This is a genomic window from Aeromonas sp. R2-1, from assembly GCF_040908425.1.
In the GTDB taxonomy this organism is placed as follows: Bacteria; Pseudomonadota; Gammaproteobacteria; order Enterobacterales; family Aeromonadaceae; genus Aeromonas; species Aeromonas caviae.
The window spans coordinates 88,197-110,480 of the sequence record NZ_JBFODR010000031.1 but is presented as its reverse complement, the minus strand read 5'-3'; the positions used below and the strand labels follow the sequence as shown (position 1 = coordinate 110,480).

General features: G+C 61.2%; 22 protein-coding genes and 1 riboswitch. Of the genes, 6 read left to right on the top strand and 16 right to left on the bottom strand.

The genetic code is table 11. The features are described from left to right. Positions 1 to 190: 190 nt before the first annotated feature. Entirely contained in the window at positions 191 to 1,030 is an 840-nt protein-coding gene (locus AB5Y80_RS11315) for a DUF2726 domain-containing protein (RefSeq protein WP_219595924.1), read from the bottom strand. A gap of 258 nt (positions 1,031 to 1,288) precedes the next feature. Between AB5Y80_RS11315 and AB5Y80_RS11310 the strand changes: the two genes are divergently transcribed. The 3 genes from AB5Y80_RS11310 to ppx all read left to right on the top strand — a co-directional run bounded on the left by AB5Y80_RS11310 (position 1,289) and on the right by ppx (position 5,427). Then, positions 1,289 to 1,801, top strand: a complete 513-nt coding sequence (locus AB5Y80_RS11310; protein WP_010675281.1) for a glycine cleavage system protein R — start codon at positions 1,289 to 1,291, stop codon at positions 1,799 to 1,801. A 76-nt stretch (positions 1,802 to 1,877) separates the two neighbouring features. Beyond that, positions 1,878 to 3,947: a polyphosphate kinase 1 gene (gene ppk1, locus AB5Y80_RS11305; protein WP_010675282.1), complete on the top strand. Its 2,070-nt coding sequence runs from the start codon at positions 1,878 to 1,880 to the stop codon at positions 3,945 to 3,947. Beyond that, positions 3,937 to 5,427, top strand: coding sequence for an exopolyphosphatase (ppx, locus tag AB5Y80_RS11300; protein ID WP_042864118.1), 1,491 nt, complete (start codon positions 3,937 to 3,939; stop codon positions 5,425 to 5,427). Before ppk1 ends, ppx begins: the two co-directional genes overlap by 11 nt. Positions 5,428 to 5,485: 58 nt before the next feature. On the opposite strand, the gene mgtE is transcribed toward ppx, so the two are convergent. The 14 genes from mgtE to AB5Y80_RS11230 form a co-directional block, all read right to left on the bottom strand. Continuing rightward, positions 5,486 to 6,829, bottom strand: coding sequence for a magnesium transporter (gene mgtE, locus AB5Y80_RS11295; protein ID WP_039040238.1), 1,344 nt, complete (start codon positions 6,827 to 6,829; stop codon positions 5,486 to 5,488). Between the two features lie 123 nt (positions 6,830 to 6,952). Continuing rightward, a riboswitch (M-box (ykoK) riboswitch) is annotated at positions 6,953 to 7,122 on the bottom strand. 177 nt (positions 7,123 to 7,299) lie between these two features. Next, entirely contained in the window at positions 7,300 to 8,508 is a 1,209-nt protein-coding gene (gene flgL / locus AB5Y80_RS11290) for a flagellar hook-associated protein FlgL (protein WP_010675285.1), read from the bottom strand. 3 nt (positions 8,509 to 8,511) lie between these two features. Continuing rightward, positions 8,512 to 10,509: a flagellar hook-associated protein FlgK gene (gene flgK / locus AB5Y80_RS11285; RefSeq protein WP_368172937.1), complete on the bottom strand. Its 1,998-nt coding sequence runs from the start codon at positions 10,507 to 10,509 to the stop codon at positions 8,512 to 8,514. 3 nt (positions 10,510 to 10,512) lie between these two features. Continuing rightward, complete coding sequence (gene flgJ, locus AB5Y80_RS11280; RefSeq protein ID WP_042017546.1) at positions 10,513 to 11,613, bottom strand: flagellar assembly peptidoglycan hydrolase FlgJ; 1,101 nt, start codon at positions 11,611 to 11,613, stop codon at positions 10,513 to 10,515. Positions 11,614 to 11,659: 46 nt separating this feature from the next. Next, positions 11,660 to 12,757, bottom strand: a complete 1,098-nt coding sequence (locus tag AB5Y80_RS11275; protein ID WP_010675288.1) for a flagellar basal body P-ring protein FlgI — start codon at positions 12,755 to 12,757, stop codon at positions 11,660 to 11,662. 60 nt (positions 12,758 to 12,817) lie between these two features. Beyond that, positions 12,818 to 13,489: a flagellar basal body L-ring protein FlgH gene (gene flgH / locus AB5Y80_RS11270; RefSeq protein ID WP_010675289.1), complete on the bottom strand. Its 672-nt coding sequence runs from the start codon at positions 13,487 to 13,489 to the stop codon at positions 12,818 to 12,820. 16 nt (positions 13,490 to 13,505) lie between these two features. Beyond that, positions 13,506 to 14,294, bottom strand: coding sequence for a flagellar basal-body rod protein FlgG (flgG, locus tag AB5Y80_RS11265; RefSeq protein ID WP_010675290.1), 789 nt, complete (start codon positions 14,292 to 14,294; stop codon positions 13,506 to 13,508). 14 nt (positions 14,295 to 14,308) lie between these two features. Beyond that, a complete protein-coding gene (gene flgF / locus AB5Y80_RS11260; RefSeq protein WP_010675291.1) occupies positions 14,309 to 15,055 on the bottom strand; it encodes a flagellar basal-body rod protein FlgF in 747 nt (248 codons plus the stop codon). 146 nt (positions 15,056 to 15,201) lie between these two features. Further along, the gene (flgE, locus tag AB5Y80_RS11255; RefSeq protein WP_042017542.1) at positions 15,202 to 16,548 is read right to left on the bottom strand and encodes a flagellar hook protein FlgE; all 1,347 of its coding nucleotides are present in this window, start codon (positions 16,546 to 16,548) and stop codon (positions 15,202 to 15,204) included. A gap of 10 nt (positions 16,549 to 16,558) precedes the next feature. After that, positions 16,559 to 17,296 carry a flagellar hook assembly protein FlgD gene (locus AB5Y80_RS11250; RefSeq protein WP_042017540.1) on the bottom strand — a complete coding sequence of 246 codons (738 nt, stop codon included), beginning with the start codon at positions 17,294 to 17,296 and terminating at the stop codon, positions 16,559 to 16,561. A 90-nt stretch (positions 17,297 to 17,386) separates the two neighbouring features. After that, complete coding sequence (gene flgC / locus AB5Y80_RS11245; protein WP_005329775.1) at positions 17,387 to 17,806, bottom strand: flagellar basal body rod protein FlgC; 420 nt, start codon at positions 17,804 to 17,806, stop codon at positions 17,387 to 17,389. Beyond that, entirely contained in the window at positions 17,803 to 18,204 is a 402-nt protein-coding gene (gene flgB / locus AB5Y80_RS11240) for a flagellar basal body rod protein FlgB (protein ID WP_010675294.1), read from the bottom strand. Before flgB ends, flgC begins: the two co-directional genes overlap by 4 nt. 61 nt (positions 18,205 to 18,265) lie before the next feature. Next, positions 18,266 to 19,090, bottom strand: coding sequence for a protein-glutamate O-methyltransferase CheR (locus AB5Y80_RS11235; protein WP_010675295.1), 825 nt, complete (start codon positions 19,088 to 19,090; stop codon positions 18,266 to 18,268). Between the two features lie 17 nt (positions 19,091 to 19,107). Then, entirely contained in the window at positions 19,108 to 20,019 is a 912-nt protein-coding gene (locus tag AB5Y80_RS11230; protein WP_010675296.1) for a chemotaxis protein CheV, read from the bottom strand. A gap of 237 nt (positions 20,020 to 20,256) precedes the next feature. Here AB5Y80_RS11230 and flgA point away from each other — a divergent pair, with 237 nt between their 5' ends. The 3 genes from flgA to AB5Y80_RS11215 all read left to right on the top strand — a co-directional run bounded on the left by flgA (position 20,257) and on the right by AB5Y80_RS11215 (position 21,690). Beyond that, positions 20,257 to 20,862, top strand: coding sequence for a flagellar basal body P-ring formation chaperone FlgA (flgA, locus tag AB5Y80_RS11225; protein WP_039040281.1), 606 nt, complete (start codon positions 20,257 to 20,259; stop codon positions 20,860 to 20,862). A 94-nt stretch (positions 20,863 to 20,956) separates the two neighbouring features. Further along, positions 20,957 to 21,277: a flagellar biosynthesis anti-sigma factor FlgM gene (gene flgM, locus AB5Y80_RS11220; RefSeq protein WP_368172936.1), complete on the top strand. Its 321-nt coding sequence runs from the start codon at positions 20,957 to 20,959 to the stop codon at positions 21,275 to 21,277. Next, the gene (locus AB5Y80_RS11215) at positions 21,274 to 21,690 is read left to right on the top strand and encodes a flagella synthesis protein FlgN (RefSeq protein ID WP_039040232.1); all 417 of its coding nucleotides are present in this window, start codon (positions 21,274 to 21,276) and stop codon (positions 21,688 to 21,690) included. Before flgM ends, AB5Y80_RS11215 begins: the two co-directional genes overlap by 4 nt. Before the next feature lie 43 nt (positions 21,691 to 21,733). Here the strand turns inward: AB5Y80_RS11215 and yfcE are convergent, their stop codons facing one another. Next, positions 21,734 to 22,276, bottom strand: a complete 543-nt coding sequence (gene yfcE, locus AB5Y80_RS11210) for a phosphodiesterase (RefSeq protein WP_323898006.1) — start codon at positions 22,274 to 22,276, stop codon at positions 21,734 to 21,736. Between the last annotated feature and the right edge of the window lie 8 nt (positions 22,277 to 22,284).

The following is a 22,284-nucleotide window of genomic DNA, read 5'->3' as shown; positions in this document are numbered from 1 at the left end:
TATTAAAACCAATTTCGCACTGTGTCATAAGGGGGACAAAGTGCCAAAATTCTGGCGGATTGTCAAAACTTGTCGCATCCTCCCGGACCCTGGCGGGACGGGGATCACGCTTCCAGCCAGATTGAGTATCGGATGAAAACCAGCGAAGGGGAAAGAATGACGCCGACAGGGCGCGGCGTCAGAGAAGGGATCAGTGCTTCACGCTCTCCTGGGGAGCGGCATAGCGGCACTCGGGAAACCGGCTGCAGGCGAGGAACAGGCGACCGGCGTGGGGACCCTTTCGTGCTTCCCGTGCCACCAGGGGCGCGGCACAGCGGGGGCAATGAGGGGTCGTCTCCCGGGGCTCCTCCTCATCCGGATCGAGGAAGGGATTCTCCTCCATCAACACGGGCATTGCCTCTTCGGCCTGGGGGGGCGGCACCTGGGGCTCCCTGGCAACCCCCGGGTGTGACGTGCCCAGATCGACACCATCGAGCAGCAGCGGGCTGAAGGTCGGTTCGCGGCGCTCGCCGGGCAGCAGGTCATCCATCGGCGCCGTCGTTCTCGCCAGCAGGGGCAGCAGTTGCTCCCGCAACTCGTCGACCTGGTAGTGGCTGCTGGCCGGGATCTGCAACAGCGGCAGACCGGCGCCATCGCAGGCCGCCTTCAGGAAGAGATCCCGCGACTTGCGCTTCTGGTGGCGGTGCCCCTCGTCATCCAGCTCCACGGCACAGAGGAAAGAGAGATCCGCCGGGTGGCAGAGCAGAAAATCGAAGTGCTTCTCCCCTATCTTGTCGAGCGCCTGCTGGCGCTTGCCCTTGCCAAGGTGCGCCTCGGGCGTCAGTACATAAGAGGCTCGTACCTTGGCAAAGACACGGGCCTTGTCCCCCACCGCCTGATCCAGCACCCCGAAGAAGGTGCGCTCCGCTGGGCTCATCAAGGTTTCCTGCAGATCATAGGGCTCGGCTTTGCCCCCTTTCTCCCTGCGCCAGACGATCACCAGCAGGAGCAACCCCAGCAACACGGCTCCCGATACGACAAGGCTATTCATACACGCACATCCCGTTTACAAGACAAATTCAGTTCACACCAGAGGAAGGGGCACACTCTACCACGGGGAAAGCGACTCAGGCAGCGCAGAAATCAAGCCCGTCCCGGCATTCGCGTTTTTTCACTGAATTTGCGCAAGGCGGGCTTCATATGGCCTGTCACAGCAGGCACAATGCTAGAGCCCATGGACGTTCTGGCGCGCACCCCGTCGCCGCCAGGCGTCAACGGACCCCACGCAGCCCCATTCAAGGAGAGCAGGATGCAAAAGCAATTGGTCGTCACCGTGATCGGCGCAGACAAACCCGGGATCGTCGAGAGCCTGGCCGATACCATCACCCGGCAGCAGGGCAACTGGCTGGCCAGCTCCATGAGCGAGCTGGCGGGGCAATTTGCCGGCATTTTGCACGTCGCCGTGCCTGACGAGCATTACCGCAGCCTGTGCGAGGCCCTGGTGATGCTGCCTGGCCTCACCGTGAGCTTCGCCGAAGGGCAGCTCAGCCCGCAACCGGCCCATCAGGTGATGCTGAGCGTCACCGGCAACGACAGACCGGGCATCGTCCACGAAGTGGCCAGCATCCTGCGCCAGCTCAACATCAACGTCGCCGACCTCACCACAGGTTGCGAACCTGCGCCCCACTCAGGCGCCCCCCTCTTCTATGCTCACGCCCTGGTTGCCCTGCCGCCGCAGCTCGAACTGGACGATCTCGTCACGGCTCTGGAGTCCCTCTCCGACGACCTCGTCGTCGACATCGATCAGGATCTGAGCGAATAGTGTCGCCTGTCATAAATTTGTCATGGTTTGACGCCATAACTTCCGCGCAGACGCAACCAGAGCAAAGAGGCACCAGATGAGCACCGACAAGCAGTATGAAGAGAAAGAGCTTAGCTGGCTCTCATTCAATGAACGGGTGTTGCAAGAGGCGATGGACAAGACGGTACCCCTCATCGAGCGGGTCCGCTTCCTCGGGATTTTCTCCTCCAATCAGGACGAGTTCTTCAAGGTACGGGTGTCGGACGTCAAGCGCCGCATCCTCATCAACGAAGTCCACGGCGGTGACGACGAGGCCAAGGTGCTACTGCGCGCCATCCAGCAGAAGGTGATGGCGCTCGGCGAGGCGTTCGACAACACCTACAAGGAGCTGCTGATCGCGCTGGCCCGCCACAACATCTTCCTGGTGAACGAAAGCCAGCTCTCCGAGTCCATCCAGCAGTGGCTGCGGATCTTCTTCCGGGAAAAGGTGCTGCGCCACATCATCCCCATCCTCCTCAACAAGGAAGTCAACCCGGTCAAGTTCCTCAAAGACGAGCACACCTATCTCGCCATCGAGATGAAGAAGAACGGCCAGGTGATCCAGTACGCCCTGGTGGAAGTGCCCACCGACGATCTGCCCCGCTTCTTCCAGCTACCGCCGGAGGGCACCCGTCGCAAGAAGCAGATCATCATCCTGGACAACGTTATCCGCTTCTGTCTGGACGAGATCTTCAAGGGCTTCTTCGACTACGACGAGATTGCCGCCTACGCGGTCAAGCTGACCCGGGATGCCGAATATGACCTCTCCGACCAGTTGGACTTGAGCCTGGTGGACAAGATGAGTGACGGCTTGAAACAGCGCCTCACCGCCATGCCGGTGCGCTTCGTCTACGAGCGGGAGATGCCGGCGGCCATGATAAGCTTCTTGAAGCTCAAGCTGCAGATCAGCTCCTACGACGCCATCATGCCCGGTGGGCGCTATCACAACTTCAAGGATTTCATCGGCTTCCCCAATGTGGGCCGGGATTATCTGGAAAACCCCAAGCTGCCGGCCCTGGACTGCCGCGACTTTGACGGCTTCGTCAACGCCTTCGACGCCATCGCCAAGCAGGACATCCTGCTCTACTACCCGTACCACAAGTTCCACCACTTCACCGAGCTGGTGCGCCAGGCGGCCTTCGACCCGGCGGTCAGCGCCATTCGCATCAACATCTACCGGGTGGCCAAGAAGTCGCGGATCATCCACTCCCTCATCGACGCCGCCAACAACGGCAAGAAGGTGACCGTGGTGGTGGAGCTGCGCGCCCGCTTCGACGAGGCAGCCAACATCGACTGGGCCAACATCCTGACCGACGCAGGCGTCAAGGTGGTGTTCGGGGTGCCCAGCCTCAAGATCCACTCCAAGCTCTGCCTCATCACCCGCCACGAGAACGGCGAGGCGGTGCGCTACGCCCATATCGGGACCGGCAACTTCAACGAGAAGACCGCCAAGATCTACACCGACTTCTCCCTGCTGACCCGCCATCCGGACATCACCGCCGAGGTGGAGAGCGTGTTCGAGTACATCGAGTACCCGTACCGGCGCTACAAGTTCAACCACCTGCTGGTCTCCCCCATCAACAGCCGCCGCCAGCTCTATCGCCTCATCGACAATGAGCTGGCCAACGCCAAGGCGGGGCAACCCAGCGGCATCACCCTCAAGATCAACAACCTGGTGGACAGAGACCTCATCAACCGGCTCTATGCCGCTGGCCAGGCCGGGGTGCCCATCCAGATGATCATCCGGGGCATGTGCGCCCTGCGCCCGGGGGTGCCGGGCCTGAGCGACAACATCCGGGTCATCAGCATCATCGACCGTTTCCTCGAACATCCGCGGGTGATGGTGTTCCACAACAAGGGCAATCCCCAGCTCTATATCTCCAGTGCCGACTGGATGAGCCGCAACATCGACGGTCGCATCGAGGTGGGCACCCCCATCTATGACGAGCGGCTCAAGCAGCGCATCCTCGACATTCTCGAGCTACAACTGAGTGATACCTGCAAGGCGCGGGTGATCGATGCCGACCAGAAGAACGAGTACGTGAAGCGGGGCAACCGCCGCAAGGTCCGTTCCCAGGTGGCGATTTACGACTACCTCAAACGCATAGAGTCAAACCATGGACAATAGTCTGTACGCCGCTGTCGATCTGGGCTCGAACAGCTTCCACATGGTCATTGCCCGCCTCACCGAGGGGCGGATGCAGATCATCGATCGCATCAAGGAGCGAGTGCGCCTCGCCGAAGGGATGGATGAGCAGCGCCGCATGTCCCCGGAGGCCATGGCGCGCGGGCTGGACTGCCTCGCCCTGTTCGCCGAGCGGCTCACCAACATCAAGCCGGATCAGATCCGCATCGCCGGCACCTACACATTGCGCCGCGCCAGCAACGCCCGCGACTTCGTGCGCGAGGCGGCCAAGGTGCTCAACCACCCCATCGAGATCATCAGCGGCCAGGAAGAGGCCCGCCTCATCTATCAGGGGGTCGCTCATACCCAGCACATCGAGGGCCAGGTGCTGGTGGTGGACATCGGCGGCGGCAGCACCGAACTCATCATCGGCGAAGGGTTTGAGCACAAGGCGCTCACCAGCCGCAAGATGGGCTGCGTGAGCTTCACCCAGAGCTTCTTTGGCAACGGCAAGCTCGGCGAGAAGGCCTTCAACGCCGCCGTGCTGGAAGCCCAGCATCAGCTCGCCCCCATCATCAACCAGTACCGCAAGCTGGGCTGGCAGAGCTGCCTCGGCAGCTCGGGCTCCATCCGCACCGTGCGCGACGTGTTGCAGGGGGAAGAGTGGACCGATGGTGCCATCACCCTGGCGGGACTGGAGCGGCTGAAGGAAGAGATGCTCAAGCACAAGCGGGTCGACCAGCTCAAGCTGGCGGGCCTCACCGAGGAGCGTCAGGGGGTGTTCGCCGCCGCGGTGGCCATCCTGCTCGGGCTCTTCACCTCCCTGCCCATCGAGCGGATGGAGTACTCCGACGGCGCCCTGCGCGAAGGGTTGCTCTACGAGTTCGAGGAGCGCCTGCAGCATCACGACATTCGCGAACGCACCGCGCTTGCCCTCAGCACCCACTATCGCATCGACAAGCGCCAGGCCACCCGGGTAGAGAGCAGCGTCCTCTCCCTGTTCGACGCCCTGAGCGGCCCCTGGGAGATGCCGGAAGAGCCCTATCGCGCCATCCTCGGCTGGGCGGCGCGGCTGCACGAAATCGGCCTTGCCATCAACTACAGCGGCATCCACAAACACTCCGCCTACATCTTGCAAAACACCGATCTGCCCGGCTTCAACCAGGACGATCAGGCCCTGCTGGCGGCCCTGGTGCGCTTTCACCGCAAGGGGCTCAAGCTCTCCGAGCTGCCGGCCCTGCCCAACCACGACGAGCAGACGGTGCTGCGCTGCATCCGCATCCTGCGCCTCGCGGTGGCAGCCCACCACAGGCGTCAGGACAACCTGCTGCCCGAGTGGAACGTGCAGGCCGCCGGGGATCAGCTGGTGGTCACCCTGCCCCTGGACTGGTGCGACGAGAACAAGTTGCTGATGCAGAACCTGGAAAAGGAGCACCGCTACTGCCACGAGCAGGGCTGGCCCCTGCTGTTCCAGCTCGGGTGATCCGCCCCTCTGTGCAAAAAGGCAGCCGATGGCTGCCTTTTTTGTCTCTTGTGCTTTCCTACTGCAGATCCGGCAGGATCAGCTTGGCTATCTCGAAGTAGATGATGAGGCCGGTACCGTCCACCAGGGTGGCGATGAAGGGGGCGGAGACCACCGCCGGGTCGATGCGAAAGCGACGCAGCACCATGGGGATCACCGAGGCGACGGTGGCGCTCCAGAGCACGATGGCGACGATGGTCAGGGTCACCACCATGCCGATCTCGGGCCCCACCCCCAGGCTCCAGGCCCGCACCCAGGCCGCCAGTGCGATGGCGGCCGAGATGAGCAGACCGGTGGAGATCTCCTTTTTCAGCACGGTGCCGAGGTTTTTCAGGCTCACCTCCCCCACCGCCATGGCACGCACTATGGTGGTGGTGATCTGGGTGCCGCTGTTGCCACCGGTGCCGATGAGGAGCGGGATGAAGAAGGCCAGGGCGATGGCCGCCTCCAGCTGCTCTTCAAAGGCCCGCAGCACGGTACCTGTGTAGGCTTCCGCCACGAACAGGATCAGCAGCCAGCCCACCCGCTTGCGCCACAACTGCCAGGGGGTCGCCTGCAGATAGGGGGTATCCAGCGGCGAGGAGCCCCCTTGCAGCTCCGCATCCTCGGTGGACTCCAGCTCCAGGATGTCGGCGGCATCGTCCACGTGGAAGACCCCCACCAGACGACCCTGATCTTCCACCGGCAGGAGTGAGAGGTCGCGGTCAATGAGCAGGCGGGCCGCCAGCTCCTGATCCGCCCGGGCGTTGATGCGCACCGCCTCCCCCTCCATCAGGTCCCCTACCGGCAACAGGGGATCGGCGATCAGCAGCGACTTGAGGGAGACGCTGCCAAGGAGGCGCTGCTCGCCGTCAACCACATAGAGATGACCGAACAGCCTGGCCTGATCCCAGGCCCCGTGGATCAGCTGCTTGGCGCTTTCCACCGTTGCATCGGCCTCCACTGCCAGGTATTCGTGGCGCATGTTGGCCCCCACCGACTCGTTCGGCCAGGCCAGCAGGGACTGGAAGGCTTTACGGGCGGGGTCTGGCAGCCGGGCGAGCAGAGTCTTGCGATCGTGCTCGTCGAGCCTTCGCAGGATGGCCAGCAGGTCCCGACGGGCCAGGGTGCCCTGCAGTATTCCCACGATGCTGCCATGCAGCCTGAGCAGCAGATGGCCGGCACACTCCGCCGGGAGGGAGGCGAGCAAGGACGCCCCTTCCGGCATGGAGAGGGTATCGAAGATGCAGTTGAGCTCTTCCGGGCGCAGGGTCAGAAGCTGATCGGCACGGGCCACCGGATCCAGGTTGTGCGCCAGCCAGTTGCGCAGGGCGACCGGGTCGAGCAGTTGATGACGATTGAGCAGGGTGTGTGTTTTCTTCATCACAGATGTCCTCATGTGATTTCAGGCGAACCTGAACGCCTCCGGCACCTGGCCGGATGCAACGGCAAGAAAACAGCAATTTGATTGACGAGTAACAGGCAGGAAATGACGCCGTCCGGCGTGTTTTCATCCCCACGTACCAGCTTTAGCACTGCATAACGTATCCGGCATGCCGGAAGCCACTTGGGTTGACACCTTAATCCGATGAAAACTGTCCTGATCTTGGGCGTCTCTGGACGTCGTGAGATCAGTGGCCTGTGTTTATGCAGGAGCCTCGCCTAACGAGATGCTGCGAACATTGATTGCACGGCGCGACCGTGCGGGCTGCATCATCTGCCCAGGCACAGGTCGAGTCAAGGCAAACGGGCCCCTGGCAACGGGTTGTTACAAATTGGCCGGACGGCGGGCCCTTCATGAAACGAGGCTCCCCCGTGCGTGGCACGGGGGAGCCTGCGGTCAACGGATGAACGTCAGCGGATATAGTCGAAGAGGGTCAGCTTGCTTATCTTGCTGAAGGCGAGCTGGGAGGCACTCATGGCTGCATCCTCCTTGGAGAGGGCCGCGATCACCTCGTACATGTCCGCCTCGGACACCTTGGCCCGCGCCTGCTGGTTCAGGGTGCTGAGTCCGTCGTTGGAGCTCATCACCTGCTCCAGGCTGTTCATCCTTCCCCCCAGCTCCCCCAGTCCCCGGTCTATCTTGGTTCTGGCGTTGCTCATGTGGGTGGTGGCATCGGAGACCGCCAGCTGGAAATCGCTCTCGGACAGGGTCGGATCGCGCATGGCGGAGATGAAATCGGACATGCCATTGAGGATGTTGTCGTTTTTCGGGGTATCCAGCACGAAGTTCTGGGTCGCCGACCCCGCAGGGAGGTCGAGGGTGAGCGCCAGGCCGTTGAAGGGGATCTTGTTGCCCGCCACATAGTCGCCGCTTTGCAGCAGGGTGCCACCGCTGTCACGGATCTCGTAGGTGTCCGGCGGCCCGGCCAGGGTGCTGACCGCATACTGGTTGCTCGGCAGGGAAGCATCATAGTTGTTGCGATAGAAACTCTCGAAGTTCCCCTGATCCGCCACCGACACCTGGATGTTGCCACTGGCGGCGCTGGCGGTGCGCCGGGTCGCCACCATCTCGAACAGATCGAAACCGGAGTCGTTGGCCGGGATCTGCACCGTGGGAGAGACCTGGATGTTGCGCTGCCCCGTGTCCCCCTGGAACACATAGTTGCCGCTGGCATCCTTGACGAAGGGCTGGGTCTTGCTCTGATTGCCGCCGAAGATGTACTCCCCCTGAGAGTTCTTGCTGTTCATCAGGTCGAACATCTGCTTTTGCAGCCCCTCCAGTTCGCTCGCGATGGCGTTGCGCTCCTCGGAGCCCATGGCGGAGTTGTTCGCCTTCTGGATCAGGGTCTGGGCACTCAACATGGCGTTGTTGAGGGAGGTGAGCACCGTCTCCTCGTGGCCAAGGCTGTTCTCCAGCAGGCTGCCGTTGACGCCGTACTGCTTGAAGAGATCGATCTCCTTGGTCAGCGCCATCTTCTGGCTCATGCCGGCCGGGTCCTCCCCGGAACGGGAGAATTTATCCCCCGTCATCAACTGGTTGTAGGCGGTGTTCTGGCGCTCGCTCACCTTGCTCATGGAGGCAAGGTTGCGGTCATAGATCATGTTGGTGGTGATGCGCATGACTTACCTCACGGAGGAGAGCAGGGTGTCAAAGATGGTCTTGGCGGTGTTCACTATCTGGGCCGAGGCCGCATAGGACTGCTGGAAGCGGATGAGGTTGGCCGCCTCCTCCTCCAGATTGACGCCGGAGACACTCTCGAAGATGGCGGTACTCTGGGTCAGCTTTGCCTCGTTGGCCTGCAGCAGGGTCTTGGCCTGGCTGGTCTTGTTGCCAATGCCGCTCACCAGACCCGAGTAGGCATCGTTGAAGGTCATCTTGTCGTTGCTGGTGGCGGCGTTGTTGTTCTTGCGCACCAGCTCCTTGTTCTGCAGCTCCGCCAGCGCCAGGCCGTTGGCGTTGTCCGCAAAGCCATCCTTGTTGTAGCTGAGCGTGAAGCTGTCGTTGGCCTCCACCTTGCCGGTGATGCTGAACTCATAGCCCGGGCTCTGGGTCGGATCGGCGTAGACCTTGGGCCCCCCCAGGGGGCTCTCGAGGGCGGCCATCAGGTTCTTTCCCTTGCTGGAGGCGGGGGCGACACCCAGCAGGTTGTTGTTCTTGTCATAGACCTCGTAGTTGCCGCTGCCGTCGATCTTGATGACCTGGGGGGCACTCGGGTCCAGAGTGTTGGTGCCAAAACCCGAGCCCGTGCCGGTGTTGTAGACACCGCCCAGCGTTATCTCGCCCGAGCCCAGGTTCTGGGATCCCTTGTCCGCCTTCAGGGGGGATGCCAGCGCGATATCCTCAGGACGGGTGATCGCCTGCTCCAGGTTGGCAGCCGCATTCCGGGTGGGTTGCAACAAGATCTTGTCACCCGCGACCGGAGTGCCGGAGAGATCGATTTCGATGCCGTGCCCCGCCACCTCGAAGGTGGCTGGCGGCGTGGTCCCCGTGGCGAGCGAGGTACGCTGCCCGCTGCCGTCGATGGAGAATACCTCGTAACCGGTGGCGCTGTTGAACCGCACCTCGTAGTCGAAGGTGGTGACCTCGCTCCCCTTGCCGGGGACGAAGTTGACGCTGGCCGCCCCGTTACCCTGGTTGCTGGCGTAGGGCAGCCCCTGGCTTCCCTTGAGGGTGAAGAGATCCCCCCCAAGCTCGTTGTCGAGATCCATCCCCAGCCGGTTCTGCTGGTTCATGGCATCCCCCAGGGCGACGGCCAGCTGCCCCAGCTCCCGCTTGGCGGGCTCCAGATCCCGGCGCGCGGTGAAGAGGCCACCGATGGCACCGCCAATATCCTTGTCGTTAATGCTGGCCTGGTTCTTGCCCAGGGTCAGCTGCAGGGAAGGCTCACGGGAATCCGGCTCCCCCGGCACCACCTTGAACTGGGCCACGCCGCCATCGAGCACCAGGGAGTGCCCTGTGCTCATGTTGACCAGCATGCTGCCATTGGGCTGGGTCACGGTGCGGATCTCCATCTTCTCGGAGAGCTGGCGAATGGCCTCATCCCGCTGATCGAACAGCATCAGATTCTCTTCAGGGGAGCCCTGGGTGCGGACGATGGCCTGGTTCAGATCGTTGATGCTGTTCAGCAGGCTGTTCACCCTGTCCGTCTCGTCCCCTATGGTGGCGTTGATGGTATCGGACTGCTTGTCGAGCTGGGCGGAGAGGGTATGGAACCTGTCCACCATGCCGCTCAGTTCACTCAGGGTCGTCTTGCGCCCCCCGATCTCGGACGGTGACTCGTTGGCGGTGTGGAAAGCCTTGAAGTAGGAGGTGATGGTGGTCCCCACGCTGTTGCTGGCATCACCGAGCAGGCTGTCGAGCCGGAACAGTTGATCGTAGCGGGTGTTGGCCGCCTGATAGGCGGACGTATCCCGGCGCACCTCGGCCTGGGCATAGGCGTTGATGATGCGCTCGCTCACCATGTCGCCCGTCCCCAATCCGACGGAATTGGTGTAGATCAGGGTGCGTTCACGTACATAGCCCTGGCTATTGACGTTCACTATGTTGTTGCTGGTGGTCTGCAGCAGTCGCTGCTGGGCCAGCACACCCGAGGTCCCAATTCCAAGCAGATCGCTTGCCATAGCTTACAGCTCCATCTCTGTGTTCCTGTCTGCAATGTTGCCGGGCGTCGAGTAACCGGCGATGGCATCACTGCGCAACACTTGTTTAAGTTTCCTGGCGTACTGGGGATCGGTGGCATAACCGGCCTGCTGCAACGCCTCGAAGTAACGGTCCGGGCTGTCCACCTTGGCCAGCGCCCCCTTGTAGCGACTCCCAGAGGTCAGGAAATCCACGTAGTCGTTGAAGCTCTCTTCGAACGACTCGTAGGAGCGAAACGCCGCCTTCTGGCGCGAGGCCACCCCTTGCTCGTATTCCAGGGTGCTCACCACCGCCTTGGGGCCTTCCCAACGCGGATCGGCCTTGATGCCGAACAGGTTGTGCGTCACGTTTCCGTCTGCATCCTTGATCACCCGCTTGCCCCAGCCACTTTCAAGGGCGGCCTGGGCCACCAGCACCGCCGGACTCAACCCCAGCTTGTCCGCCGCCTTCTTGGCCAGCGGCATCAGCCTGTCGACGAACTCTTCCGGGCTGTCAAACACCTTGGCGCTGCCATCCAGGGCCGAAGGCCTCTGGCTGCTGCCCATGGGCGGCACGGTGCGGTGGGGGCGTCTTGGCAGGGCCAGCGTACGCTCGGCCCCATTCAGCTCACCCTTCATTTCGTTATCAGCAAAATCTTTGCCAACTTTGGAGGCAGCAATCAGATCGTTGGAGGCACTGGGGGGTTGATAGGGCTTGTAGACCCGCTCGGTACGCTGGGGCAGCTTGAGTACCCGGCCATCCTGATGGGTGAAGGTCTGCTCGGGTGAGAGCTGCCTGGCCACCATCTCGGCAATGCCCAGCCCCCCCTTGCTCGACATGTCGGCCACCCGCTGCTCGTCCAGCATCCCTTCATAGAACTGGGTGTAGCTGCTGTTCATCGGGTTGCCCTCGGTGAGCACCGAGTTGGCCTGGCGCATCCCCTTGAACAGGGTCTGGGTGAAGATGGATTCGAACTGGCGGGCGGCCGCCATCAGGGCCCCTTGCTTCCCCTCCTTGCTCAGGCTCATCTGGCGCAGTTTGTCCAGGTTCTGGACATCCTGCACCATGCCAATATTGATACCGCTCTGGGTGTCGAACTCTGCCATAACCTACCTCTTTGCCGCCCGTGGCAACCGCTTGCCGCTCACGAAATTACAGAATGACCAGTTGGCCCTGGATCGCGCCCGCCTGCTGCAGCGCCTCCAGGATCGCCATCAGATCCCCGGGGGCGACCCCCACCTGGTTCACCGCCCGCACCAGGTCGTCCAGGGTCGCGCCGGTATCGAGCTTGAACATCCGACCGGGATCCTGCTGCACGTTGATGGTGGAGTTGTTGGTGACCGCCGTCTGCCCGCCAGCGAGCGGATTGGGTTGGGAGACCTGCTGGTTCTCGGCGATGGTGACCGTCAGCCCACCGTGGCTGATGGCCGCCGGGCGCAGCTTGACCTCGCTGCCGATGACGATGGTCCCGGTGCGCGAATTCACGATGATCTTGGCGGACTCGCTCGCCGGGTCCACTTCCAGGTTCTCGATGGTGGAGAGGTAGGAGACCCGCTGGGCCGGATCCCGCGGCGCGAATACCTTGATGGAGGTAGCGTCCATCGCCTGGGCGGTGTTCGGACCCACCAGATCGTTGACCACGTCCGCCAGACGGCGGGCGGTGGTGAAGTCCGGCCGGTTCAGGTTGAAGGTGATGGTGTCGCCCTGGCTGAAGGAGTTGGGAACCTCCCGCTCCACGGTCGCCCCGTTGGCGATGCGCCCCACTGTGGGCGTGTTCACCACTACCTTGGAGCCGTCCGCCCCTTCGGCCCCGAGGCCACCGACCACCAGGCTGCCCTGGGCCACCGCATAGACGCGGCCATCCAGCCCTTTCAGGAAGGTCTGGAGCAGGGTGCCGCCACGCAGGCTCTTCGCCTCGCCGATGGCGGAGACGGTGACGTCTATGGTCTGGCCCGGCTTGGAGAAGGGGGGCAGATCAGCGTGGATGGCTACTGGTGCCACGTCCTTGATCTTGGGCTTGATGTTGTCAGGCACCTTGATGCCGAAGTTGTTGAGCATGGTCCTGAAGGTCTGCTCGGTGAAGGCGTTGTTCTTCTCCCCCGTGCCGGGCAGGCCCACCACCAGACCGTAACCGATCAGCTGGTTGCTGCGCACCCCTTCCACCGAGGCGAGGTCCTTGATGCGAGATGCGTGCGCCAGCCCGAAGGGCAGCAGGCAGCACAGCAGGGCAAGCAGACGGAATCGGTTCATGACATCTCCTAACAAAACCTTCCTGATCCGGGGCCCGTGAACGCCCCGGACTCTTGAGTCTTAAATGGGCCACCAGGGGCCGTTGAAGAAGCTGGTGAGCCAGCCCTGTTCCTGGGTGTTCGCCAGATCCCCGGTACCGCCGTAATAGATACGCGCATTGGCCACCCGCTGGGAGGAGACGCTGTTTTCCGAGCTCACGTCCTCCGGGCGCACCAGACCGGTGATACGGATATATTCGTTGCCATTGTTGAGCATGATCCACTTCTCGCCGCGCACCAGCAGGTTGCCGTTTGGCAGTACCTTGACCACGCTGACCGAAATGTTGCCCTGCAGGCTGTTGCTCTGATCCGCCTTGGCCTGCCCCTTGAATGCACTGTTCTGGCCGATGGAGGCCGACAGATCGTAGGGCCCCGCCGTGACCGGCACGCCACCCAGGGTGACGGGGTCGAGCGCCAGCTTGTTGTCCTTGCCGCTCTGGGTGTTGGCCTTTTTCGACGCCGAGGTCGACTCCGCCAACTGGATGGTGATGATGTCACCCACCCGGTGCGCCTTGATGTCCGAGTAGATGCCGTTGACCTGCTCGGGCTGGAAGATGGCACCGGTCGGGCGCACCGACACCGGCTCCGACTCCCCGTAGACGGGGGCGAAATCCGGGTCATCCGGTTTGGCGGTATTGGGGGTACTGGTGCAACCCGCCAGCGTCAGCAGTCCCAGCATCCATATGGCTTTCATCATGGCACTCCTTTCATCAGGTCCGCTGGGTCAGGAAGGACATCATGGAGTCGACGGCGGAGATGACCTTGGAGTTCATCTCGTAGACCCGCTGAGCCTGGATGAGATTCACCAGCTCCTCGGTCACGTTGACGTTGGAGGTCTCCAGCATCCCCTGCTTGATCACCCCCAGCCCGTCCGCGCCAGCAGTCCCCTGAATGGGGGCGCCGCTGGACTGGGTCTCGAGGAAGAGGTTCTCCCCCATGGGCTGCAGGCCGGTGGGGTTGACGAAGTCCGTGGTGTTGATCTGGCCCACCACCTGGGATTGGCCATCCCCCTTGAGCTGGACGGAGACCTGGCCATCCTCCCCCACGGTGACGCTCTGGGCGTTCTCGGGGATCTGGATCTCCGGTTGCAGCGGGTAACCGTTGCCCGGGGTGACGATGGTCCCCTCGTCGTTCAGGGTGAACTGGCCGTTGCGGGTATAGGCGGCGCTGCCATCGGGCAGCTGGATTTCGAAGTAGCCGCGGCCGCTGATCATCAGGTCAAGGGAGTTGTCCGTGGTCTGGACGTTGCCCTGACTGTGGTTTTTCTGGGTGGCGACCACCTTGGCCCCCGCCCCCAGCATCAGGCCGGAAGGGAGCTCTGTGTCCGCCGAGGAGCGACCGCCAGGCTGGTTGATGTTCTGATACAGCAGATCCTCGAAGATGGCTCGCGCCTTCTTGTAACCCACGGTGCTGGCGTTCGCCAGGTTGTTCGAGGTGACCGAGATGTTGGTCTGCTGGGCATCGAGGCCGGTCTTGCTGATCCAGAGTGCAGGATTCATGGGGTGCTCCTTGATTAGCTGATACGCAGCAGCTGGGTTTGTGCCTCGTCGTTCTCCTCGGCGGTCTTCATGATCTTGACCTGAGTTTCAAACTGACGTTGCAAGCGAATAAGGTTGGTCATCTCGTCGACCACGTTGACGTTGCTCCCCTCGAGGGAGCCGGCGATCAGGCCCACATCCGCAGACGCGGCCTCATTCTGGCCATCCTTGCGGCGAAACAGGCCGTCCTGGCCTTTCTCCACCGCATCTGCCGCCGGGTTGACCAGCTTGATGCGCTGGAAATCTTCCGGCAGGTTGGCGGCTGCCCCCTCGGGACGGCCGCTGATGGTACCGTCACGATTGATCTCAATTTTCTCCATGGGCAGGGGCAGCACGATGGGCTGACCGGCATCATCCACCACATTCAGACCGGTGGAAGTCTGCAGATTGCCGGTGGCATTGAGCTGCAGGTTGCCCATGCGGGTATAGGCTTCCGCACCGTTGGGATCCTGCACCGCAATCCAGCCCGGCCCATCGACGGCAACGTCAAGATCCCGACCCGTGGTCATCAGCATGCCGTGCTGCAGGTTCTGGCCCGGCCGCTCGGTCATGGCGAACACCCGCGTGGGCAGCCCTTCGCCAAACGCCTGCATGCTGCGCGCCTGCTCGAAGTCAGACTTGAAGCCAATGGTGTTGGCGTTGGCAAGGTTGTTGCCACGAACAGCCAGGCTGTTCATGTTCTCCTTGGCCCCGGACATGGCGATGTAAAGCAGGTGATCCATGGGATCCTCCGTCAAACAGATGACTCTCACAGCTCAACTGCAAGTTGAATGCCAAGAGAGATGACGAAGACGGAATGAAAGGAGGAAATGAGGCGGGACGGAAATGACAAGGGGCGCCGAAGCGCCCCTGCCAACTACCCGCCGTCTTAGCGGATCTGCAATATGTTCTGCTGCAGGGAGCTGTTCACTTCCAGGGAACGGGAGTTCGCCTGGAAGTTGCGCTGGGCAGTGATGAGATCGACCAGCTCGGTAGTGAGGTCCACGTTGGACTGCTCCAGCGCCGACGACTTGATGGAGCCGAACGTGCCGGAGTTCGGGGTGCCGGGCAAGGCATCGCCAGAGAGCAGGGACTGGCGCCAGGAGGTGTCGCCGACCTGGGTGAGCCCCTGGGCATTGGCAAACTTCGCCATGGCCACCATGGCCACCTTGACGGTGGTGGCGTTGCTGTAAGTGGCGGAGACAATGCCATCCGCCCCGATCTCCACCTTGGTCAGGCGACCGACGGTGGAGCCGTCCTGGGTCAGCTTGCTCACTTCAAAGGGGGAAGCGTACTGGGTCACGGTACCAAGCTTGAACTCAATCTCCTGGGTGCCATCGGCGCCATTGGTGATGATACCAGCCCCCGCCGCCCCCAGGGGTTCCGTCTTGATGACCGCCGGGGTGGTGGGTGTGACCATCTTGCCGGAGGCATCGAAGGTCACCCGAGCGCTCAGGGGAGCCTGGCTCAAACCGGTCGCCATGGTGGTGGCCGTACCGCCTACGATGTCGATGGGCTTGTCCCCTTCATAGAGATACATGCGCCAGGCAGTCGGCACCGCCGCTTGGGTAGGATCGGCCGGATCCGCTTCCTTGGTGAAGTACTGGGTGATGGTGTGTGGCTCGCCCAGGGAGTCATAGACCACCACGGAGGTGGAGGAGGAGTAGGTGGTCGAGTCAGTGGGATCGAATTTGGAGGCATTGACATCCATCAGCGTTTTCGTGCTGGAAGGCAGGTTGAAACCAGCCTCGACCGTCGTGGTCTGCACCGGCTCACCGGCCTTGTCCGGGATCTGGATGGGCTTGGTGGCATTGATGCTCACCGCCTTGGGGGTGCCGTCAGAGTTGATCTCGTACCCTTGCAGATAACCGCCGGAGTTGCTGACCATGTAGCTGCTTTCATTGAGCTTGAAGGCGCCCGCACGGGTGTAGGTGCGATCCAGGTTGGTCAGGCCGTCCGAGGTCACGAAGAAGCCGTTGCCCTGGATGGCAAGATCCAGCGCGTTGTTGGTAAATTGCAGCGCGCCCTGGTGGAACTGCTGGGCCACAGCGCCAGTCGCCACCCCGTTGCCGACCTGGGTCTTGGCGTTGACGAAGATGGAGTTGGCGTAGACGTCGGCAAACTCGGCACGGGACTCCTTGAAGCCGGTGGTATTGACGTTGGCAATGTTGTTCGCGGTGACGTTCAGGTCTTTTTGAGCCGCATTGATGCCGCTGAGGGCATTGTTGAATGACATGTCTTTCTCCTTAGATCACTGCGTTAGAGGACGAAGCCGACTGGGTGGTGGTCTTGCCGGTCGTCGCGCCAATTTCCAATACATCGGTCAGGTAGATGCCACCCAGTCCCTTGAGTTTGAGGGTGCTGGGGTTGGTGCTCGTTCCCAGGGTGACGCTCTCCACCTTGGCGTAAGTCAGGGCGGGGACGCTCTCCGACTTGCCGTCGACGGTGGCATGCGCCTCTATCGAATACTTGCCGCTCTTGGCCTCGTTGCCGGACTTGTCCTTGCCATCCCATTCGAAGGCCACGTTCCCCTTGTGGCTCCCTTCGATGGCGAACTCCCTGATGACCTGGCCGCTCTCGTCCTTCACCGTCACCTTGATGTTGCTGCCGCCATCGCCGGTGGCGATGACCCCCGTGAGGGTGCCCCCCTTCTCCACGTAACCCGTGTTGGACGGGATCAGCACGTTCTGCCCCACCAGCGCGGAGGCCTGCAGCGCCTGGCTGGAGGTCATCAGGCTGTTGAGGCTCTCCATCTGGGTGGAGAGACTGCTGATCCCCTGAGACGTCGACATCGAGGTCATCTGGGAAAGCATCTGGGCGTTGTCCACCGGTTTGAACGGATCCTGATAGGAGAGCTGCATGGTCAGCAGCTTCAGGAAGGACTCCTGATCCAGCTCCTTTTTCTGGGTACTGGTGTTGGCCGTACTGGTCTGGGCCGACGTCGTCCGGTTGACACCCAGCAGGCTGTCATAGGTATCTGCCACTTATGCTCCCCCCTCTAGGGCGTGCCCATTGGGCCGATTGTTGCCGCCTGGCAGGCGATCACGGGTCACTCTCATCCGGGTTCACCTCTGTCAGGACTTGCCCAGGCCCAGGGTCTGCTGCAACATTTTCTTGGCCGCGTCGGCCACCTGGACGTTGGTCTGGTAGCTGCGCGACGCCGCTATCATGTCCGCCATCTCTTCCACCATGTTGACGTTCGGCTTGAAGATGAAGCCATCCTTGTCCGCCATGGGGTGATTCGGGTTGTACTCCTTGAGCAGGGGCGCATCACTCTCGACGATGCCCTTCACATCCACCCCAACCGAAGCCTGCTTGTCGGACATGGCCTGATCCAGCTGGGCGGCAAAGACTGGCCGCCTGGCGTGGTAAGTTTTTTCCACGCTGGAGCTGACGCTGTCAGCGTTGGCCATGTTGCTCGCCACCGTGTTGAGGCGAACGGACTGCGCGCTCATGGCAGAGCCTGCAATGTCAAAGACCTTGAACAAACTCATCCTTGCTCTCCTTTCAGTGCCTTGAGCAGGCCGCTTATCTTGCTGTTCATGAATTCAAGGGAGGCCTGGTATTCGAGGCTGTTGCGCAGGAACTCGCTGCGCTCCTGCTGCACGTCCACCGTGTTGCCGTCACCGGTATCAGGTTGCAGAGGATTGCGGTACTGGGTCGTGCCCGGGGTATCCATCTGCAAGGCGAAGTGCTTCTCGCTGGTGGTGCTGAGCCCGAACCCTTGCTGGCCCTGGGCATCCTGCAACGCCTGTGAGAAGTCGATGTCACGAGCCTTGAAGCCCGGCGTGTCCGCATTGGCGATGTTGCTGGACAACACCTCGGCACGCTTGGCGCGCACGCTCAGCGTGTACTGATGAACACCGAATGCCTTGTCGAATGAAATTGCCATAGCACACCTCCTGCTTCATGAATATTTAGCAAGAGGTGTGCCAAGAGGGTATTGAGCGGGGTTATTTGACCTTGTAGACGATGCCGGGGTTGCAGCGGATCATCTCGAACTTGTCGGTGAGGCCGGCCAGAGACTCGGAGGCCCCCAGCATCAGGTAGCCGCCAGGATTGAGGCTGCTGGCGAACTGGTTGAGGATCTTGGATTTCACTTCGGGCGCAAAGTAGATGAGCACGTTGCGGCAGAAGATGATGTCAAACTTGCCGAGCAGGCTGTAGCTCTCCAGCAGGTTGAGGGGACGGAAGCTGGTCAATTTTCTGACACGCTCCACCACCCGCATCTTGTTGTCGCCACAGGGTTCGAAAAAGAGTCGCTTGCGCTCGGGGGAGAGCCCGCGAGCCAGCGCCAGGCTATCGTAGACCCCCTCCTTGCACTGGTTGAGCATGGTGCTGGAGATATCGGTCCCCACTATCTGCACCCCGCCCGGCAAGGTACCCGGCCGCTTGACTTGCTGCTCCAGCGCCGTCATGGCGATGGAGTAGGGTTCCTGCCCGGATGAAGAGGCGGCAGACCATATCTTGATGGGACGACCGCTCTTGCCAAGCTCCGGGAAAATCTTGTCGCTCAGCAGCTGGAACGGATAGGTATCGCGAAACCACAGGGTCTCGTTGGTGGTCATTGCATCGACCACCGCCATCTTGAGCTCCCGCTCGCGCACGCTCATCGCCCGGGTGACCAGATCAGACAGACTCTCGATACCAAACTGAGTCATCAAGGGCGACAGGCGGCTCTTGACCAGATACTGTTTGTTGTCACCCAGCACTATGCCGCTCTGTTGCGCCAGAAAATTGCTGAATTGCCTGTATAAGTCGTCCGAAAGTGTCTTCATGCAGTTGTTCTTCTTGATTAGAGAGCGCCTTGTACGGCCTTGGCCAATTCATCCGGCTGGAATTTGGCAATGAAATTGTTCGCTCCGACTTTCTGCACCATGGCCTGATTGAACACCCCACTGAGGGAAGTGTGCAGGATAACATGCAAATCCTTGAGGTTGGGATTGTTGCGGATCTCGGCGGTGAAGGTATAACCGTCCATCTCCGGCATCTCGATGTCCGAAATGACCAGGGCTATCTGATCCTTGATGGGACCGTTCTTGGACATCTCCAGCAACATGTTGAGCGCTTCCCGTCCATCCTTGGCCAGCACGCACTGCACCCCGATAGCTTCCAGTGCCCGTTGAACCTGCTTGCGTGCAACCGAAGAGTCGTCCGCAACCAGCACGGGACGCCCGTGAGGATTGCGCTCCACGCTTGCTTCCACCAGTTCGGTGGACACCTCGGTGGAGACCGGCGAGATCTCGTTGAGAATGCGCTCCACGTCCAGGATCTCCACCAGCTCACCATCTACCTCGGTCACCGCCGTCATGTAGTTGATGCGACCAGCCCCTTTGGGTGGCGGCAGGATGGACTCCCAGTTCATGTTGATGATGCGCTCGACCGAGTGGACCAGGAAACCCTGAATGGAACGGTTGTACTCGGAGATGATGATGAAGCACTTGGAGAGGTCCTGGATGGGGCGCTTGCCCATCGCCATGCTGAGATCGATCACCGAGATGGTCTGGCCACGGATATGTGCCACGCCGCGAATGCAGGAGTTGAGCTTGGGCATGACGGTCAGAGGGGGACACTGCAGCACCTCGCGTACCTTGAATACGTTGATGCCAAATCTTTGACGTCCATTGAGACGAAACAACAGCAGCTCCAGCCTGTTTTGTCCCACTAGCTGGGTTCGCTGGTTGACCGAGTCCAGAATACTCGCCATAAACACTCCCTAAAAATGCTTGGCACTGATCGTGCATGTCATTATGCATGCACATTGGCTTGCATCAGATCATCGTTGTTTCAACAACCGAATAATTCTGGAGCAAGCATAGTTAACTACGGTGGTATACGTGAATAACTTATCGACCGGTAAGCAAAAATGATTAGTAGACTTTTCCTTATCTTACTGCCGTTTTGCAGTCTGTCTCACGCCATGGCGTCCGAGGTCACCGACTATCTGCAAGAACAGGCACAGGCGTTCGTGCTCGACCAGCTCGATATTCCCCTCGATGCACAGGCCGACGTCAAGGCCGGTACCATTGACGAACGCCTCCCCCTCACGCGCTGCGAAGATGCCCTCACCATTTCCCTCCCCGCCAGGATGGAGATCCGGCGCAACACCACCGTCTACCTCAAGTGCGAGGGAGAGAAATCCTGGGATCTCTATCTACCGGTCCGGGTCAGCATCCAGAAACCCTATGTCACCGTCGCCGTCCCGGTTGCCAAGGGAGACATTCTGAGTGAACCCATGCTGACCCTGGCATACCAGGACCAGACCCTGATCCGTGGCGACTACCTTACCGACCCGACCGCCCTTATCGGGGTACGCAGCAAGCGTGAGCTCAAACCGGGTCAGCCAATCAGGCTCACCCAGGTATGCGTGGTCTGCAAGGGGGACCAGGTCACCCTGAGCGCCGAAAACAGCAGCATGCAGATCAAAACCATGGCCCGCGCCTTGCAAGATGGCAGCTTCGGAGACATGATCCGGCTTGTCAACACGCGCTCGGGCAGAACGGTGCAAGGCCAGGTCAGTGCAGTGGGCTCCGTGGTCGTGACATTCTGACACATGAATGCACTGCGCAATTTTTTTCTAAAGTTCTGACCGCCGTCACCGATATACAGGTAAGCGAACAGCAAAGCAGACGAAGGTAAACCTTATGGCTATCAACAATATCAACAACTTGGCTAACAACCGCCTGCAAAACAGCGGAAGCAGTCAAGGTGTAGCCACCAAGTCGGCGACCTCCAGCGAGAGCAGCCGTGCGACGACCGTCAAGAGCGACTCTGTCTCCTTGACCAGTGAGGCGCAGCAATTGCAACACATGCAGAAGACCCTCAACACCGCCTCCACCGGTAACGAGAGCCGCGTCGAGAGCCTGAAGAAGGCCGTGGCCAGTGGGGAGTACAAGGTCAACAGCGAAGCCGTGGCCAGAAAGATGTTCAGCTTCGAAGCCGATCTGGATAAACGGTTGGGATGATGGACCTCCCTTCGCTGCTGCGCGCTCAGGACGACAACCTCTCCCAGATGCAAGGCTTGCTGGCAGAGGAGTTCGACCTGCTCAAGGCTCACCGGGCCCTTGCCTTGCCGGCACTCGCCGATCGCAAGCAGCAACTGCTGGTGGCCATCGAGACGCTGGACAAGACTCTAGCGGAGCTACCCGACCTGCAGCAACAGCTGGGCGCCTTCCCGACCCAATTGCAGGCCCTGCAAGCCAAGCTGGAAGCCTGTCAGGAGCAGAACAACCTCAACGGTCGTCTGCTCGAACTCAGCATTGTCTCCAATCGCCGTCTCGCCAGCTTCCTCAGCAAGCTCAGAGACAGCAGCTCCCTGACTTATGACGCCAAGGGCAATACCCGCTCGGGCACCCGCTCTTTCGGGATCAAGGCCTGATCTCCTCTCCCCCTTCTGATTTCCTCTCCTTGTCAGCCCCTAGTCAGAGCACCAGCTGCATCAGGGTTTCTCCATCCTTGCAGGCATGGATGCTCATGCAGCCCTCGTCATAGCGCCCATAACTGGCCACCCACTCGTCCCTTGGAAAACAGATAGACCCCGGGTTCATCAGGAAAATCTCTCCCTCCTGGCGCAGCACAGGCACATGGGTATGACCGCTGATGAACAGGCTCCCTGCTGGCAGGGGCACGTTGCCGGGCTCATAGAGATGACCGTGGCTGACAAACCAGCGCCGCCCATCCACCAGCAGCTGGTTGTAGGGCGCAGTGATGGGGAAGTGGAGCAGCATCTGGTCCACCTCCGAATCGCAATTGCCACGCACCGCCATGATGCGGGGGGCCAGCTGGTTGAGCCTTGCCGCCACGGCAGCAGGATCATACCCCGCCGGCACCGGATTGCGCGGCCCGTGATTGAGCAGATCCCCGAGCAGCAGATAGTGATCAGGCTGCCAGGGAGCGAGTTGCGCCAGCACCTGCTCTAGAGCAGTCATACTGCCGTGCAGATCCGAGATAATGGCAATCTTCATTCCACTCT